Source organism: Marivirga sericea (genome assembly GCF_900177665.1).
Classification (GTDB): domain Bacteria; phylum Bacteroidota; class Bacteroidia; order Cytophagales; family Cyclobacteriaceae; genus Marivirga; species Marivirga sericea.
This window is the reverse complement of the sequence record NZ_FXAW01000002.1, coordinates 165762-181720: the sequence shown is the minus strand read 5'-3', so window position 1 is coordinate 181720 and position 15959 is coordinate 165762. Positions and strand designations below refer to the sequence as shown.

Genomic DNA, 15959 nt, shown 5'->3' with positions numbered 1-15959 from the left:
GATTAAGTTAGACTCTATACATGTTTAGCAACTAATCTTATCCACTCTTCTTCCATGTCTGCCACCTTCAAACTCTGTATTTAAAAAGGTATTGACAATCGATTGCGTTTTATCATAATCAATAAAACGAGCTGGGATACAAATGATATTTGCATTATTATGCTGACGAGTAAGTGCAGCTAGTTCATCTTCCCAAGCAATACCTGCTCGAATTCCCTGATGCTTATTTGCAGTCATTGCGACTCCATTCGCACTTCCGCAAATTAATATTCCTAATTCATACTCTCCTTTTTCAACAGCTTCTGATAAAGGATGTACATGATCAGGATAATCAACAGAGGCATCTGTATCCGGGCCAAAATCTTTTACTTCATGTCCTTCTTTCTTAAGGAATTCAACTAATTGTTTTTTGTATTCAAATCCGGCATGATCGCCACCTATTGCTAATTTCATCTTGTTTTTAGTAAGTTTTAAATGTTTATGCAGGACCAGTTAGGTCTGATCTTTAATCACTATTTAATTTTTCTCCCAAATCCTATCTGCTTTGCTTTCCTCAAAATGCTCAGTCAAGAGTTTTTGTTCCACTTCATCCAATGCTTTATCTCTTCTTTGCATCACTTTATCCGCTACATCAAAAGCTTTTTTCAATTGGAAAGTGCTAAATCCTGCAGCCCCTCCCCAGGAAAAGGACGGAATGAAATTTCTTGGAAATCCGCTTCCGAAAACATTAGCACTAACACCCACTACAGTTCCTGTATTAAACATGGTGTTGATTCCACATTTGGAATGATCTCCCATCATTAGTCCACAGAATTGCAAGCCTGTGTCTTTAAATCCTCCTTTGGCATAATCCCAAAGCTTAACATTGGCATAGTTATTTTTCAAATTGGAAGTATTGGTGTCCGCTCCCAAATTACACCATTCTCCTACTACAGAATTCCCAATAAAACCGTCATGACCTTTGCTTGAATAGCCAAAGAAAACAGAATTACTCACTTCGCCACCTACTTTACAAAATGGACCAATGGTAGAATCACCCTTAATCTTAGCTCCCATATTTACATGAGAATTGTCTAACATAGCAAAAGGGCCTTTGATGATGGCTCCTTCATGAACTTGGGCATTTTTACCAATATAGATAGGTCCGTTCTCTGCATTCAAAATGGAAGCTTTAATTGAGGCCCCTTCTTCAATAAAAATATTTTGCTCTCCATAAACTGAAGTGTGTGGGTCGTTGACATGCTGCGAATTTCTCCCTGAAGTGATCAATTCAAAATCACTTCTGATCTCTGCTGCATTTTTCTGAAAGATGTGCCAGCTCTGCGTGATCATGGTGATGTCACCATCATATTCAGCAGCTTCTTCCAATTTCTGCATGGGGTCAAAAAATCCTATTTCTTCCTCTGTTACAGCCGATGAAATTAAAACACCATCTTTTTTCAAGCTTGCACCCAATTGAATTGCTTTAGCTAGTTCAGGATTTGGGCACACTGAACTATTAATTAATATATTCCTTTCTTCTTTTTTTGCAGGATATTTAGCACTCAGTTGAGGAGATGCTATATGTGACAATTCAGTTTCTAGATACTTTTCCCACTTCTCCCTGATGGTTAAAATTCCCACGCGAATCTCCGCAATAGGGCGAGTGAAAGTGAAAGGTTTAAGTTGATTTCTAAAATCGGCTTGTTCTATGAGCAAATAGTTCATACTGCAAAATTACAAGCTTCACTGAAATATCAGTCAATTAATACGGGAAATTCAATCTCCAACTCTTCTAAAAAGTAGATACTGCATAAATTCCTTCATTTACGCACTTCCACTTTAGAAATTAAAACGTTGAATTACTACTCATTCACAAAATCCTGTAACAAAGCTCTAACTTCCTCATTATTCTCTACCGCAAATTTTGCATATGAAAATCCACTTCCAACTTTTACGGTCAAAGCATCTTTAGGTAATGCTTCAAAAGTATCCTCATCCGTTCTGTCATCCCCAAAAGCCATGATAAAATCAGTTTTCTCACCTTTCAATCTTTCAATAGCAGCTTTTCCCTTATTAATGACGGATGGCTTTACTTCTACGACATGATCTCCTTCGATTACATCTAGCCCTTTGTTAGTCATGAAGTGCTTCAAGTGACTTGATAATTCACTCGACCGCAAATCACCCAGACCTTTTTCCACTTTTCTATAATGCCAAACCAAGGTATGTTCCTTTTCTTCTAAGAAGGATCCTGGAGTTCTTTGAATATAAAACTCTAATATGTCTCTGGCCTCCTTTTTCCAGCCATCATCTTGCAAATCTCCGTTCACTTCCCATTTGGCTCCGGCTCTTTTAGTTTTAATGCCGTGTTCAGCTATTAAATCAATATTGAACTCATCTAACCACTCCTCTAGAGTAGCTGCTTTCCGACCACTTATAACAACTAATTTGGCTTTTACAGCTAACTGATGAAGAATTTGTGATAGCTCTGCATCTGGATCACATTCATCAGGGTTTTCATGAAATGGCATTAGTGTGCCATCATAGTCTAAAAATATAATAGGATTCTTTGCTTTCTTAAACTGCTTAGTTATTGAAGCTTTTAAATCATCATCAAGTCTTTTTGTGGCCATAGACTGCTGTCTTTCTTTAAGATCTTTTAGGTTATTCATAAACAAATCTACCCATTGGAAGATGGTATATTTCTTAACAGTACCCTGCATTATTTTCATCCTTCGCTTTTGCTCTGCCAAGGGCATTTCCAAAGCTCTTTTGATGGCCTCTACCATCTCATTTTCATCATTTGGATTAACCAAGATAGCATCAGAAAGCTCTTTAGAGGCACCTGCCATTTCACTTAAGATTAATACACCATCTTCATTTTCACGACTGGCAATAAACTCTTTACATACCAAATTCATCCCATCTCGCTTTGGTGTTATCATAGCGATTTTACACATGCGATAGAAAGCCGATAAATCATCCAAAGGAAAACTTCTGTAGTAGAAATGAACAGGCACATAATTTATAGTACCATATTTACCATTCACATGGCCTACCAAAAATTCCACCTTTTCTTTAAGTGCTTTGTAACTTGCCACTTGATCTCGAGAGGGCACTACAATAAGGAACAAGGAGACCCTTCCTTGATACTCGGGATATTTTTCAAGAAATCTGCTAAATGCTTTTAGTCTACCAGGAATCCCTTTAGAATAATCGAGCCTATCCATTGACAAAATTAATTCCTGTTTTCCTAGAGAATCTCGATATGAAATCTCCTTTGCTTTGGCTAACTGACTGGTAGCTGACTCTAAATATTTATCATAATCAATTCCCATTGGAAGGGAATCAGCTTCAACCAATCGATTCTTAACTAGAATTTGATTTCTTTCATAGCTATAACCTGCCAATCGATGGCAACTACTTAAGAAATGTCTCATGTCATCATAGGTATGAAATCCAATATAATCTGCTCCTAGAACGCCATTCAACAATTTTTTCCTCCAAGGAATCATTCTAAAAACCTCATAAGAAGGAAAAGGAATATGTTGAAAAAATCCAATTGTTACATTAGGGAATTGTTTTCTTAACATATTAGGAACCAACATTAATTGATAATCATGAACCCATATGATATCATCCGGCTCTAACCATTTCGAAATAGCATCCGCAAATTTACGATTGGCATTATAATAGGCTTCCCACTCTTCATCTTTAAATCGCATATGATGAATAAAATAGTGAAAAGCAGGCCAAAGGGTTTGATTACTAAAGCCCAAATAAAATTCCTCTACATCATGTTCCGTTAAAAAAACAGGGCGCATGTTGCGGTCTATCAACTCTTTTTCAACTTCCTCTTCTTCCTCCTGAGTCAAGGAAATACCCGGCCAGCCGATCCAAATATTGTTCCCTTCCTTGTAAATGGAACCTAAGCCGGTGGCTAAACCTCCTTCACTAGTTTTGTATACTTTTTTCCCATCTACTTTTTCAATTCTGATCGGAAGTCGATTCGATACTATGATAGTTTTTGCCATTGTTTAATAGTTTGACACTCAATTTAAACGATATGACATATAAATCATAAAAGAATAGAAAATGATTTTAGTGAAATCCTCAAAATCTTGATATAATTTGTGACTGCTTGCAATTTACTTCATTAAGAATTTTATGACTTTCATGCTATTTTTATCAAAAGGAGGATATTTTTTGCGTAAATCAAACCAAGTTCCTGATTTAAGCACTGATTTTTCATGAGAAAAAGTCAAAAAGCCAGATTTTCCGTGATAGTTTCCACTGCCACTACTTCCTACTCCTCCGAAGGGTAATTCCGGGTTTGCTAAGTGCACTATTGTATTATTAATAGCTCCTCCTCCAAACCGGACTCTCTCTAGAAAGAAGTTTTCAGTCGAAGATTGAGAAGTGAAAAGATAAAATGCTAATGGATCAGGGTTTTTTCTAATTATTGCCAATGCTTCATCATTTGTTTTGTAACTGAAAATTGGCAAGATCGGCCCAAATATCTCTTCCCTAAATAATTTATCATTTTCAGTAATGCCTTCAATGAGAGTCGGTTCAATTTTTCTTTTCTCATCATCAAATGCACCACCAAAAACAATCTTACCTTCTTTTAAATATGATTTTAAAATATCATACCTTTTTTGATTCACAATTTGGGTTAAATCATTGCTTTCGGTTGGAGAAATTCCATAAAACTCCATTATGGTGGCTCTTAGCTCATCTAAGAAATCCTCTTTTATATTTTCATGTACCAATAAGTAGTCAGGGGCTACGCAAGTTTGACCTGAATTGATTAGTTTTCCAAAAGAAACTCTTCTGGCTGCTACTGTCAGATTGGTTTTCTCATCAATAACTGCGGGGGATTTACCACCTAACTCTAAAGTGACAGGCACCAATTTCGGAGCGGCTAATTGCGCAATTATTTTCCCCACTGGCACACTTCCTGTGAAGAAAACATGATCAAATTGATTATTTTCCATTAACTCTGGCACTACAACTCTACCTTCCCCCATCACGACTGCTAAAAATTCCTCAGCAAAATTTTTACTAATTAAGTCCTGCACTAAATGAGAAATATTTGGCGTTTCTTCCGGGGGTTTTATTATACAAGTATTTCCAGCTGAAATAGCCGCGATCACCGGAGCTAAAAGTAATTGAAATGGATAATTCCATGGGCCTATAATTAATGTGACTCCCTTAGGCTCATAAATAATTTTACTTTTTGACGGAAAATGAACAAAAGAAGTCCCTACTTTTTTCGGATTCATCCATTTTTTAAGATTCTTCAAAGTGAAATTAATCTCATCATATAAAAATCCAATCTCAGTTACATAACTTTCAAATGGAGGCTTTCCAAAATCTTTAGCTAAGGCCTCCATTATTTTTTCCTCCTTGTCTTTTATTAAGGACTTAAGCTTTTGTAATTGAGCTTTTCTAAACTGATAATCTTTTGTTTTCTGGCTATCGAAAAAATCCCTTTGCGCTTTAAAAATCGCTTTCTGTGTATTTATAGGGGTATTTTCTATCTTTAAGCTATTAATCATAATAATTCACTATCTACAATTACGTACTCCATATTTCAACTACTGACTCATTTACTGAGCACTTCTGGTTTATAAATCAATATACGGTAAAGAAGTTTAATTGACTCAAATCAAAATCCAATTTACAACATCTTGAAAACTTTTTTTAATTCTGAAAGCTTCATTAACTTAAGCTCTTAACTTTGTAATATGAATTTTCTCAAAATTTCAGGACTATTTATTATGGTTTCAATCTTAGTGATGGCTTGCGAGTCAGATTATTATCCTAAACCTAACGGATATAACAGGATTGACTTACCTGCTCACCAATATCAAGTATTACCTGATTCTTTCCCCTTTAGTTTTGAACATTCCGTGCACGCAAAAATTCTACCTGATTCTTCCTATATAAGAGAAAGATATTGGTTTGCCTTGTTTTACCCAGAATTTGTTGCTGAAGTGCATATTACGTACAAACCTTTGAGAAATAACCGTGATTCACTAAGAGCCAATATAGATGACGCTTATAAATTGACTACAAAACATCAAATTAAGGCAAGTTCAATACAAGAAACTATTTTATTAACTCCAAGCGGTAAGAAAGTTTCCATTGCAGAATTGGAAGGTGATGTGCCGAGTCAGTTTCAGTTTTACACTACCGACTCAACCACTCATTTCTTAAGAGGAGCGCTTTACTTCAGAACGGCCACAGCAAATGATTCCTTAGCACCGGTTATCGAGTACGTTAAGAAAGATATTATCCACAGTTTAAATACGCTTGAGTGGAAAACGGATGGCTTCATTCTTTAAAACCCCAATAGAATTTCTTAAAGGAGTTGGACCGCAGAAAGCTAGTCTTCTCAATAAAGAATTAGGTATATTCACTTATGCTGATTTATTACAGCATTACCCTTTCCGATACGAAGATCGCACCAAATTTTATAAAGTTCGTGAACTTCATCAGCAAATGTCCAATGTTCAAATAAAAGGACAAATCATTTCTAAACAGTTAGTAGGGGTTGGAAGAAAACAACGATTAACTGTACAATTTGCAGATGATAGCGGTACAATGGAACTCGTATGGTTTAGTGGTATTAATTGGATAAGCCCAAAATTAAAAACAGGCATTAATTATGTGGTTTTTGGCCAACCCAATCGCTATGGTAGTAAATTTAGCATAGCACACCCCGAAATAGAGCCTCTAACTCCTGCCATGGCTCAGCAAGAATTTCTTCAACCTGTTTATTCCACTACGGAAACTCTTAGGAGAAAATTTCTGGACAGTAAAGCTTTTTTCAAGCTTCAGAAAATTCTTTTAAAGGAAGCCTATAACAGAATACCAGAAACACTTCCGGAACACCTCATCAAGCAATATGCATTTCTATCAAAAAAAGATGCCGTAGCTCAAATTCATGTGCCGAAAAACCAGCAATTACTGCAAAAAGCTCGTTTCAGAATGAAATTTGATGAGTTCTTTTTTATGCAACTACGCCTACTCTTACAAAAGAAAGTAAGACTGGAAAAGTTCAGAGGACAAGTTCTTCAAAAAACAGATTTATTAACTCAATTCTATGAAGCACATCTTCCTTTCGATTTAACCGGAGCGCAGAAAAAAGTGATAAAAGAAGTATTTGCGGATTTCAAGAGTGGAAAGCAAATGAACCGGCTTTTGCAAGGTGATGTGGGCAGCGGAAAAACAATAGTAGCGTTTATCTCCTCTCTTATTGCAATTGATAGCGGTACACAAGTAGCTTTGATGGCACCTACCCAAATATTGGCTAACCAACATTATGATGGCCTAAAAGAATTTGCAGACAAAATTGGGGTGAGTATAGCTTTGTTGACCGGTTCAACCAAAACAAAAGCTAGAAGAATTATCCATGAAGAATTAAAGTCAGGTGAACTGAAGATTCTAGTTGGCACACATGCGCTTTTAGAAGAAGTGGTTCAATTTCAAAATTTAGGACTGGCCATTGTAGACGAACAGCACCGATATGGAGTGGCACAGCGGGCTAGACTTTGGAAGAAAAATGAAAATTTTGTGCCACATGTGTTGATCATGACAGCTACTCCAATTCCCAGAACTTTATCCATGTCAGTTTATGGAGATCTGGATATTTCAGTGATTGACGAGTTACCTGCAGGAAGGAAAGCGATTAAAACGATTCATCAGTATGATGCAAATCGATTGAAATTAAATGGCTTTCTAAGGAAGGAAATCGAAAAGGGAAGACAGGTCTATGTAGTTTATCCCTTAATTGAAGAATCCGAAAAGCTAGATTTAAAGGACTTAATGGATGGCTATGAAAGCATAGCACGAGCCTTTCCTGAATTCCCCATTAGCATAGTGCATGGGAAAATGAAAGCTGCTGATAAGGATTTTGAAATGGCAAGATTTGTCAAGGGAGAAACGAAAATAATGGTAGCAACCACTGTGATTGAAGTTGGGGTCAATGTTCCGAATGCTTCTGTTATGGTGATTGAGAATGCTGAAAGATTCGGCCTTGCCCAATTACATCAGTTAAGAGGAAGAGTAGGTAGAGGAGCCGAACAATCCTATTGCGTTTTGGTCTCAAGTTACAAATTAAGTAAAGAGGCACGAACTAGAATTGAGACCATGGTTCGCACAACCGATGGGTTTGAAATTGCGCAGGTAGATATGGATTTGAGAGGACCCGGTGATATGATGGGAACTCAACAAAGTGGGCAACTTGATTTAATGATAGGTGATTTGCGAGAAGATGAGCCCATTCTTTCTATTGCCAGACAAAGTGCTCAATCCGTCATGTCAAAAGATCCAGAATTAACTTTAGAAGAAAATAGACTCATCAAAATTCAGGTAGAACAACAGAAAAAGAAAAATGTGAATTGGAGCAGAATTTCTTAGTAAATTTTGAAGTAGAATCTCGCAGACTGTCTCTAAACTAAGAAAGTATTAACAAAAAAGCCTTTCGAAATTTCTTCCGAAAGGCTTTGAAGAGTACACTAAATTAAAACTTATCCTCTTGGGTCTAAAATTTGATCAATTCTACTCACTAAATCTTGTAAGTGGAAACGAGACATCTGGTCACTTTGTCTTGCTAAGCCTCTGTTGATTTCCGTTCTTAAAGTTACCAAGTTTCCTCTTGAAAGGGAAGGAATATCAGTTGTACGAATATCCTCATCTTCAATGTTAACTAAAGCACCTAATTGCTCAACAAAAGCTTTTTGTAAGTTTCTTCTATAAGTGTCAATAGTTCTGCCAGTTCTCAGTTCAGAGAAAATTCCTGTCCGCAAATCACTCATCATTTGAGTCGCTTTGTAAGCATCATTGCCATTCAATGCTTCGTTTTCTAAAACTCTTTTCACTCTAGAACCGCTAAACAAACTACTCAGTGTTCTGGTTTGTAAAGCTTTGATTCTGTCAATGATACCAGCAGATTGAATTCTACCTAAAATTTCAGTGTCAATTAACCATTCTGGGGTTTCGAATAATTGTTCATTTAAAAACGCAATCGCTCTTTTTTGCTTATCTAAAGAAGCGTGTGTATAAATAGCTCCTTCTTGATCAGAGGTTTTGTAATATTCACTGATTCCTCCAACATTACCTGTAACATGGCCCATATAACGATTGTATTGACCTAATACATTCCCGTATAATTCAGCTAGTTCATCGTAATTTTCTCCCTCCTCAGAACTCCATTCTATTAGCCTTTCCGCAATTCTTTTTAAATTCTTGATCCCTAATGCAGAAGCAATCATTGAATCATCACCTATATCTTCTGTTTGAGCAGTATGATCAACAACACCTCGCTGCTGACGACCATATCTATACACAGGCTCATCTGCCTTTTCTAAAATCCATCCATTCAGTATGGACTCTTCTTCTTCAGCTGTATCTATGTTCGGAATGGCTCTATAGCCGTATTCAATAGCCCACTTATCGTATTCGCCTACCATAGGAAAGAAGTTTTCAACATTATCCTCAGGTTGAGCAACATAATTGAAACGTGCATAATCCATAATTGAAGGAGCTACACCATGTGTTTTCATGAATTCAGCAGAACGCAATGAATCGATTGGGTAGGCAACACTTGAACCCATATTATGAGGTAATCCTAAAGTATGTCCTACTTCATGTGCGGCTACGAATCTGATTAATTCGCCCATTAATTCTTCTTCAAATTTCACTTTTTGAGCTTCTGGATTAACTGCAGCCGTTTGGATGAAATACCAGTTTCTTAAAAGGTTCATCACATTATGATACCATAAAATATCACTTTCAAGTATCTCACCTGTTCTAGGATCGTGCACATGTGGGCCTTGAGCATTTTGGATGTCAGTTGCTATATATCTTATTACTGAGTAACGCACATCTTCAGGGCTCCAATCTGGATCTTCTTCCTTAGTGGGGGCATCTTTCGCTACAATAGCATTTTTAAAACCAGCCGCTTCAAAAGCAGGTTGCCAATCTTCAATTCCTTTTTTGATAAATTTTCTCCATTCTAGAGGGGTAGCAGGATCAATATAATATTCAATTGGCTTCACTGGTTCTACCAATTCCCCTTTATTATATGCTTCCCAATCTGAAGGTTCTAATCTCCATCTAGTGATGAAACGATTATCATCAGCTTTATGGGAATCTTTAGAATAATCTAATTGGCGAATTGAAAAGTATCCTACTCTATCATCATAATTTCTGGGAACAATTGGATCTTCAGGAAGTAATATCATCGATTGATTCATTTCAATTGATAGTGCTCCTGTTAACTGATTATCAGGTATTTCACTGCCTTTATATGTTAAGATATGTCTGATTTCAACATTCTCTGGAAATGCTTTTCCACGAACAATTACAGATCTACTTTTGTCTACAGTAGAAATCTTAAATGCTTTTCTTTGATAGTCATATAAAGCACCAATCATCGGAACATCTGATGTAAAAAAGTCCTCTACATCGATCACATAAGAAGCGGAGTCTTTACCCAAAGCTTCAATCTTAAAAGTATGGATTATTGGCTCAAAGTTATTGTTCTTAACAGACTCGTAAATAGGATCCTCTTCATCCGCTACTGAATTATAAGAAACAGAACGCAATAATAATTGATTATCTTTCTTTTGGAATCTGATCACCTGCTGTGGTCGTGATTTCATTCCAGCTCCACCAAAATTCAATCCCTTAACATGTCCAGATATTCTTGATACAATCAAAATTTCTCTTTCCAATAGATCTTCAGGAATTTCAAAATAGTACTTATCGTCCACTTTATGAAAAGTAAACAAGCCCTCATCAGATTCTGCTTTTGAGGTGATTACTTTCGAGTACCCTTTATAGCTTGTATCGGAGCTACTCTTCTCTTTTTTCTCGTCCTTCTTCTTTTTACCAAATAATTGGGCATGGCTTTCTTGAGCAGAAAGCCCAATAAACCCCATCAAAGCAAGACTTAGTATTATTTTTTTCATTGTATGTACATTTAATTTCCTGCTAATCTAACAATACAGGATTATTAAGTTTAAAATTATCCATTCTTTTCCATGAGTGGAAAAATGAGAACCATTAAAGGATAATACTAAATGATTTTATCTACTAAATAAGTATACCCTACTTATATCAATTACAAATTTTCGTCTAGAATAGTGGAATACTTCTCAATCTTCAACTAGAATTATGTTAATTTTGAGTCTCAAATGTGAAATAACCAAATATGAAAAAGGCACTACTAATTCTAATACCCATCATTGTACTTTCACTCATTATTTACGCCATTTTAGGTGGTTTTAAATCTATTGAAAAATCTGTGGAGATGAATCCTTTAATCCACATCGCTGGGACAAATTATCTAGGTAAAGTGGGCTCTGACAGTTTGCAAACATTATTTATGCAGTCTAAAGATTTAGTAGAGTCAGAAGAAACTGCATCCTCAATTGCAATAGTATATTATGGTGAAGCTCATCAAAAAACAGGAGCAGTACAAAACTTCATAGGCGTAATAGTAGGTGATGAACCCATTCACCAGATGCCTAAAAATTGGGAAATCAAGACTTTTAAAAGAAGCTCCTCGATAAGAGGATGTATTGAGGCCAACGTTTTAGCGATGCCCACTCCTGAAGATATGCTAGAAGAATTAAAGTTATATGCAGAGAACCAAAATATAACTACTGATTCGATCTTCATTGAATTATACCCTGGCCCAAATCAGCTGTGTGTTGAATTGTTAGGTATGCAATAAGACTTTTGCTTTTCTTTATTTCACAGATTTAATCAAATCCTTCACATGATTTAAAACAAAACTTGCACAAAGCACATTGATTCCCAGTGAAAAGATATAAATCGTTTCAATATCAATAACCGGTTCAGAAATCGCAAATTTGAAGTAAAAATATACTAGGTTACTTACAATAACTATTATACTTAGCTTTTTAATATAGCTAAATTTTTTGTTTAGGTATTCTTTGCCGTTCATTGTCTTAATTTTTAGTCCATATCTCCCAAGACTTCTCTGCCTGACCTATCAGCATTTCCAATCCGTTGAGAGTCTTGGCTTCTTGCTTTTTCCCTGCTTTCAGGAAAGCCGTTTCTGAAGGATTATACACCAAATCGTATAAATAGTGATTTTGGCCTAAGGCTTCATAAGGTATCTCTGGCTTTTCCTCCACTTTAGGAAAGGTACCTAATGGAGTTGAATTAATGAGCAAATGATATTCTTGAAGAATTTCCCGTTGGGAATTTAGTTCCTCATAAGTAAATCCAAAACCTTCCTTTCTTGAAACGACTCTGTACGAGATCGATAAATCCATTAAAACTTGTTTAATGGCTTTGGAAGCTCCGCCGGTTCCTAAGATCAGCGCTTTTGAATTAAAATTTTTTGGCAAGAAGTTTAAAAGTGACTCTTTAAAACCAAAGTAATCTGAATTGTAACCTTTGGTTTTTCCAGCCTTAAATTGAATCACATTGACTGCACCAATAGTTTGAGCATGCTCATCTAATTCATCTAAAAAAGGAATGATTTGTTCTTTGTACGGGATTGTAACGTTTAGCCCCTCAATATTCTTTTCTTTTAATTCTTCAAACGCCCCAATTTTTTCAAGTGGAAATAATCGGTATTCGCAATCTGGAATATTTTCCTTTTCAAATTTTTCCGCAAAATATTTAGCGGAAAAAGAATGCTCAAGCGGATAACCGATTAAACCGTATGTTTTCATTTACTTTCTTTCTTTACATTAAGCACCGCTGCAATTTTTTCAATGGCTACTACAATAAAAATACCTAAACTAGCCATCATAATAGCTTGCATTAATTGGGGGTCTTGCCCAGTTTCACTTAGAAATTCTTGCGGTAAAACATTATGGTCAAATAAGGGCACCTGTTCCCCATCGCTGTTAATTCTGAAGCTATCCACCACTTTCCAAGGCCAAACTTTATTGAGTGAACCAACCATAAAGCCTGCTAATACTGCAACTGTGATGGATTGATAATTCCTCAGAAACCAAGAAATCAATCTTGCAAAACTTAATAATCCGATTAAGCAACCTACTGCGAATATGGCTAATGTTCCAAAGTCTACTGTTTCAACTGCTTCAATAATGTATTTATATTTCCCTAAGATTAAAAGGATAAAGGCGCCCGAAATCCCTGGTAAAATCATAGCACAAATTGCTATAGCACCCGAGATCAGGACAAACCACCAAGCTTCTGGAGTTTGAGCAGGAGAAGCTGATGTTATAAAATATGCAATAAAAATACCTGCCAGACCTGCCAATACCGCTTTCCAATCTTTATGTTCTATATCTCTTGCCACTAAAACAGCCGAAATAATGATTAAACCAAAGAAAAATGACCAAACCAATACAGGATATGTAGTTAAAAGAAAACTTATGAGCTTAGCTAAACTCAGTACGCTAATTCCTATCCCTAGAACAAGAGTTAAAAGAAAGGAGCCATTGATATGGCTCCAGAATTCTTTAAGCTTGAATTTGAATAATAATCTAAAGGCGGTCGCATCAACTAATTTGATGCTATTCAGCAATTCATCATAAATTCCTGTAATAAATGCGATGGTACCACCTGAAACCCCTGGCACTACATCGGCACTCCCCATTGCTATACCTTTTAATAGCAGTGCAAAATACTCTTTAATTGAACGCACTAATTATCTGATTTTAAAGTAAATCCTTATTATTTAAAAAATGGTGAAATGTATCTCCTCTTAAACCCAAACGAATAGTTTCCAAAGGAATTACTTCATTCGGAGCAATATTCCCAAGATTTACATTAGCGCCTACTAATTTGATAAAATAAACCTGTTGAGCTTTTTGTGGTGCTTCCCAAATGATTTTTTCAAAAGGGATTTTGGTTAAGATTTCCTGTACCAAACCCGAACGAACTTCCCCACTGGCACGGAATAACCCCACATTACCTGCTTCTCTTGATTCTCCTATTACTTTCCAGGCTCCAGCATCTAGTTCTGTTTGCATAAGCTCTATCCACTGGTATGGAGGGATAATCTTCTCTGCATCTTTTGAACCCACCTCCGAAAGTACAGTCACTTGATCAGAAAGTTTGCTTATGTATTCACATTTCAAATCATGTGGTAACTCAATAGAGCCGTCCGAAACTTCAGCAAATGGCATATCATACTTATCTAAAAGCTTTCGGTAGTCCTCGAACTGATCGCGGATTACAAAAGCCTCAAATAAGGTTCCTCCAAAGTATGTAGGAATTCCTGCTTCTCTGTAAAGTGCTAATTTATCTTTTAAATTAGTTGTCACATAGGATGTCGCCCATCCTAATTTTACTATATCAGTGTACTCACCGTTGCTATCGATAAAGTCCTCCACCTCTCTAAGGCTAAGTCCTTTGTCCATTACCATGGTGAATCCTACATCTCTCGGTTTGGCTGGTCTTTCAGGGATGTCTTTTAATTCGTAGTTCATGTTTTACTGGTTATCTTTTCTGAATTGGTCTACAATTTTAAACAATGCCTTCTGTGTTTCCACTCTTGGAAAGAATTCATAAAGCACTGTATGCATTTCAAAGTCCAAAACTAATGCATTTTCCAGAAAGATAAAGGCTTCTTTGTATTTACCGTATTCAATTAAGTAAGCCGTCATTCGATAATAAAGCTCTGCAGCATCAGGATTATCTTCCATCCCCTCCTTTATAATATTGATGGCTACTTCTAAATCGCCTGATTCATAGTATATAAATGACCAGTCCAAAAACAAGCTAACTTCTTCAGGGTCAAGCGCTACTGCTTCTTCGTAGGCATCGATAGCTGCATTATGATTCCCTAATTGATATTCGGAATTGGCCAAAGCTTGCCAATACTTTGATTCATGTTTATTAATTTTTATTGCTTTTTTGGAAAAGTGCACTGCTTCTATCCATTTTTCTTGCTGGATAAGGCAAAGCGACATCCCAAAATAAGCCTCATCATAAAGCGAATCAAATTTTACAGCTTTTTGAAAATACTTTACTGCTAAATCTGCTTGATCTAATTTATCATAAGTTTCTGCCATTCGGCAAAACACCTCAGCACTGGGACCTTCAATTCTTAAAGTCTGAGAAAAGGCATCTAAAGATTTATTGTTCTTTTCTAAGGCAGAAAATGTATTTCCCATATTAAAATAAGCGGAAGCGAAATTCTCATCAATTGCAACAGCATATTCATAAGCCTCTATCGCTTTTTCATATTTCCCTAGCTTGTGGAGCACCACTCCTAAATTATACCAAGCATGGTAGGAATATGGATCAGCATCAATAAATTTTTCATAATACGCAATGCTTCCTTCTAATTGATCTGTAACATCTAGACAGTAAGCCAATTCATAAATCGCACTTTCGTGGTCAATGTTTTCTTCTAAAACTGCTTTGTAGTTTTTAATGGCTTCTTCATAATTACCCAATTGTTGGTAAGCCATCCCCATTTGGAAAAGCACTTCGTCTTTATCTTCTGCAAAGGTCAAAGCTTTTTCTAAGCACTCTATTGCTTCTTTGTTTCGATTTGAAATGGTGAGCACATTTGCTTTCGTTAATAATAAATCAACATCATTAGGCTGAATATTTTCGGCTCTATCTAATATTTGAAGAGCACTGTCATATTTATTATTACTGGCTAAAACGTGCGCGTTAAGAATCAAAAGCTCAACTGAAAACGGGAATTGCTCAACTGAAAATTCACTGGCTTTAAGAGCCTTCATGAATTTGTCATTATCTAAGTACAATTCAACCACTTTTTCCAATTCCTCCACATCAAAAAAGTGGAAATCTCTGCCCTGGATATGATTCTCGAATTTCTTAATCAACTCTTTTTCTTCGTCTTTCCTGTTTCTGAAAAATTCGCTCATAAATACTGAATAAGTGGTTTGCCCTACTAAGTTAAATAAATTTGATGGCCTCCGGTCGTGCTTAAGAACATTGGCGCAACTACTCTTAAACCTTAGTACATTGTGTTAATT

The 15959-nt window shown here is 36.2% G+C and carries 13 protein-coding genes; 3 read left to right on the top strand and 10 right to left on the bottom strand.

All coding sequences use genetic code 11. From position 1 onward, the window contains the following. Positions 1-24: 24 nt before the first annotated feature. The 4 genes from rpiB to B9Y84_RS05975 form a co-directional block, all read right to left on the bottom strand. Positions 25-453, bottom strand: a complete 429-nt coding sequence (rpiB, locus tag B9Y84_RS05990; protein WP_085516195.1) for a ribose 5-phosphate isomerase B — start codon at positions 451-453, stop codon at positions 25-27. A gap of 63 nt (positions 454-516) precedes the next feature. Then, a complete protein-coding gene (locus tag B9Y84_RS05985; RefSeq protein ID WP_085516194.1) occupies positions 517-1707 on the bottom strand; it encodes a GlmU family protein in 1191 nt (396 codons plus the stop codon). A gap of 137 nt (positions 1708-1844) precedes the next feature. Then, positions 1845-4016 (bottom strand): bifunctional alpha,alpha-trehalose-phosphate synthase (UDP-forming)/trehalose-phosphatase, encoded by a 2172-nt coding sequence (locus B9Y84_RS05980; protein ID WP_085516193.1) that lies wholly within the window; start codon positions 4014-4016, stop codon positions 1845-1847. A gap of 114 nt (positions 4017-4130) precedes the next feature. After that, positions 4131-5543 carry an aldehyde dehydrogenase family protein gene (locus tag B9Y84_RS05975; RefSeq protein ID WP_085516192.1) on the bottom strand — a complete coding sequence of 471 codons (1413 nt, stop codon included), beginning with the start codon at positions 5541-5543 and terminating at the stop codon, positions 4131-4133. A gap of 222 nt (positions 5544-5765) precedes the next feature. On the opposite strand from B9Y84_RS05975, the gene gldD reads away from it, so the two are divergent. Together gldD and recG are read left to right on the top strand one after the other, a co-directional pair. Next, positions 5766-6332: a gliding motility lipoprotein GldD gene (gene gldD, locus B9Y84_RS05970; protein WP_449405524.1), complete on the top strand. Its 567-nt coding sequence runs from the start codon at positions 5766-5768 to the stop codon at positions 6330-6332. Beyond that, positions 6316-8409 (top strand): ATP-dependent DNA helicase RecG, encoded by a 2094-nt coding sequence (gene recG / locus B9Y84_RS05965; RefSeq protein ID WP_085516190.1) that lies wholly within the window; start codon positions 6316-6318, stop codon positions 8407-8409. The genes gldD and recG overlap by 17 nt, the downstream gene beginning before the upstream one ends. Positions 8410-8519: 110 nt before the next feature. On the opposite strand, the gene B9Y84_RS05960 is transcribed toward recG, so the two are convergent. Continuing rightward, positions 8520-10964 (bottom strand): zinc-dependent metalloprotease, encoded by a 2445-nt coding sequence (locus tag B9Y84_RS05960; RefSeq protein WP_085516189.1) that lies wholly within the window; start codon positions 10962-10964, stop codon positions 8520-8522. A 242-nt stretch (positions 10965-11206) separates the two neighbouring features. Between B9Y84_RS05960 and B9Y84_RS05955 the strand changes: the two genes are divergently transcribed. Next, on the top strand, positions 11207-11731 hold the full coding sequence (locus B9Y84_RS05955; protein ID WP_085516188.1) for a hypothetical protein: 525 nt from the start codon (positions 11207-11209) through the stop codon (positions 11729-11731). Between the two features lie 15 nt (positions 11732-11746). Here the strand turns inward: B9Y84_RS05955 and B9Y84_RS05950 are convergent, their stop codons facing one another. The 5 genes from B9Y84_RS05950 to B9Y84_RS05930 are packed head-to-tail and all read right to left on the bottom strand — an operon-like array spanning position 11747 to position 15848. Continuing rightward, entirely contained in the window at positions 11747-11965 is a 219-nt protein-coding gene (locus tag B9Y84_RS05950) for a hypothetical protein (RefSeq protein WP_085516187.1), read from the bottom strand. A 4-nt stretch (positions 11966-11969) separates the two neighbouring features. Next, positions 11970-12704 (bottom strand): shikimate dehydrogenase family protein, encoded by a 735-nt coding sequence (locus tag B9Y84_RS05945; protein WP_085516186.1) that lies wholly within the window; start codon positions 12702-12704, stop codon positions 11970-11972. Further along, the gene (locus tag B9Y84_RS05940; protein ID WP_085516185.1) at positions 12701-13648 is read right to left on the bottom strand and encodes a polyprenyl-phosphate transporter; all 948 of its coding nucleotides are present in this window, start codon (positions 13646-13648) and stop codon (positions 12701-12703) included. Before B9Y84_RS05940 ends, B9Y84_RS05945 begins: the two co-directional genes overlap by 4 nt. Positions 13649-13661: 13 nt before the next feature. After that, entirely contained in the window at positions 13662-14435 is a 774-nt protein-coding gene (locus B9Y84_RS05935; RefSeq protein WP_085516184.1) for a phosphosulfolactate synthase, read from the bottom strand. A 3-nt stretch (positions 14436-14438) separates the two neighbouring features. Next, a complete protein-coding gene (locus B9Y84_RS05930) occupies positions 14439-15848 on the bottom strand; it encodes a tetratricopeptide repeat protein (protein ID WP_085516183.1) in 1410 nt (469 codons plus the stop codon). Positions 15849-15959: the final 111 nt, after the last annotated feature.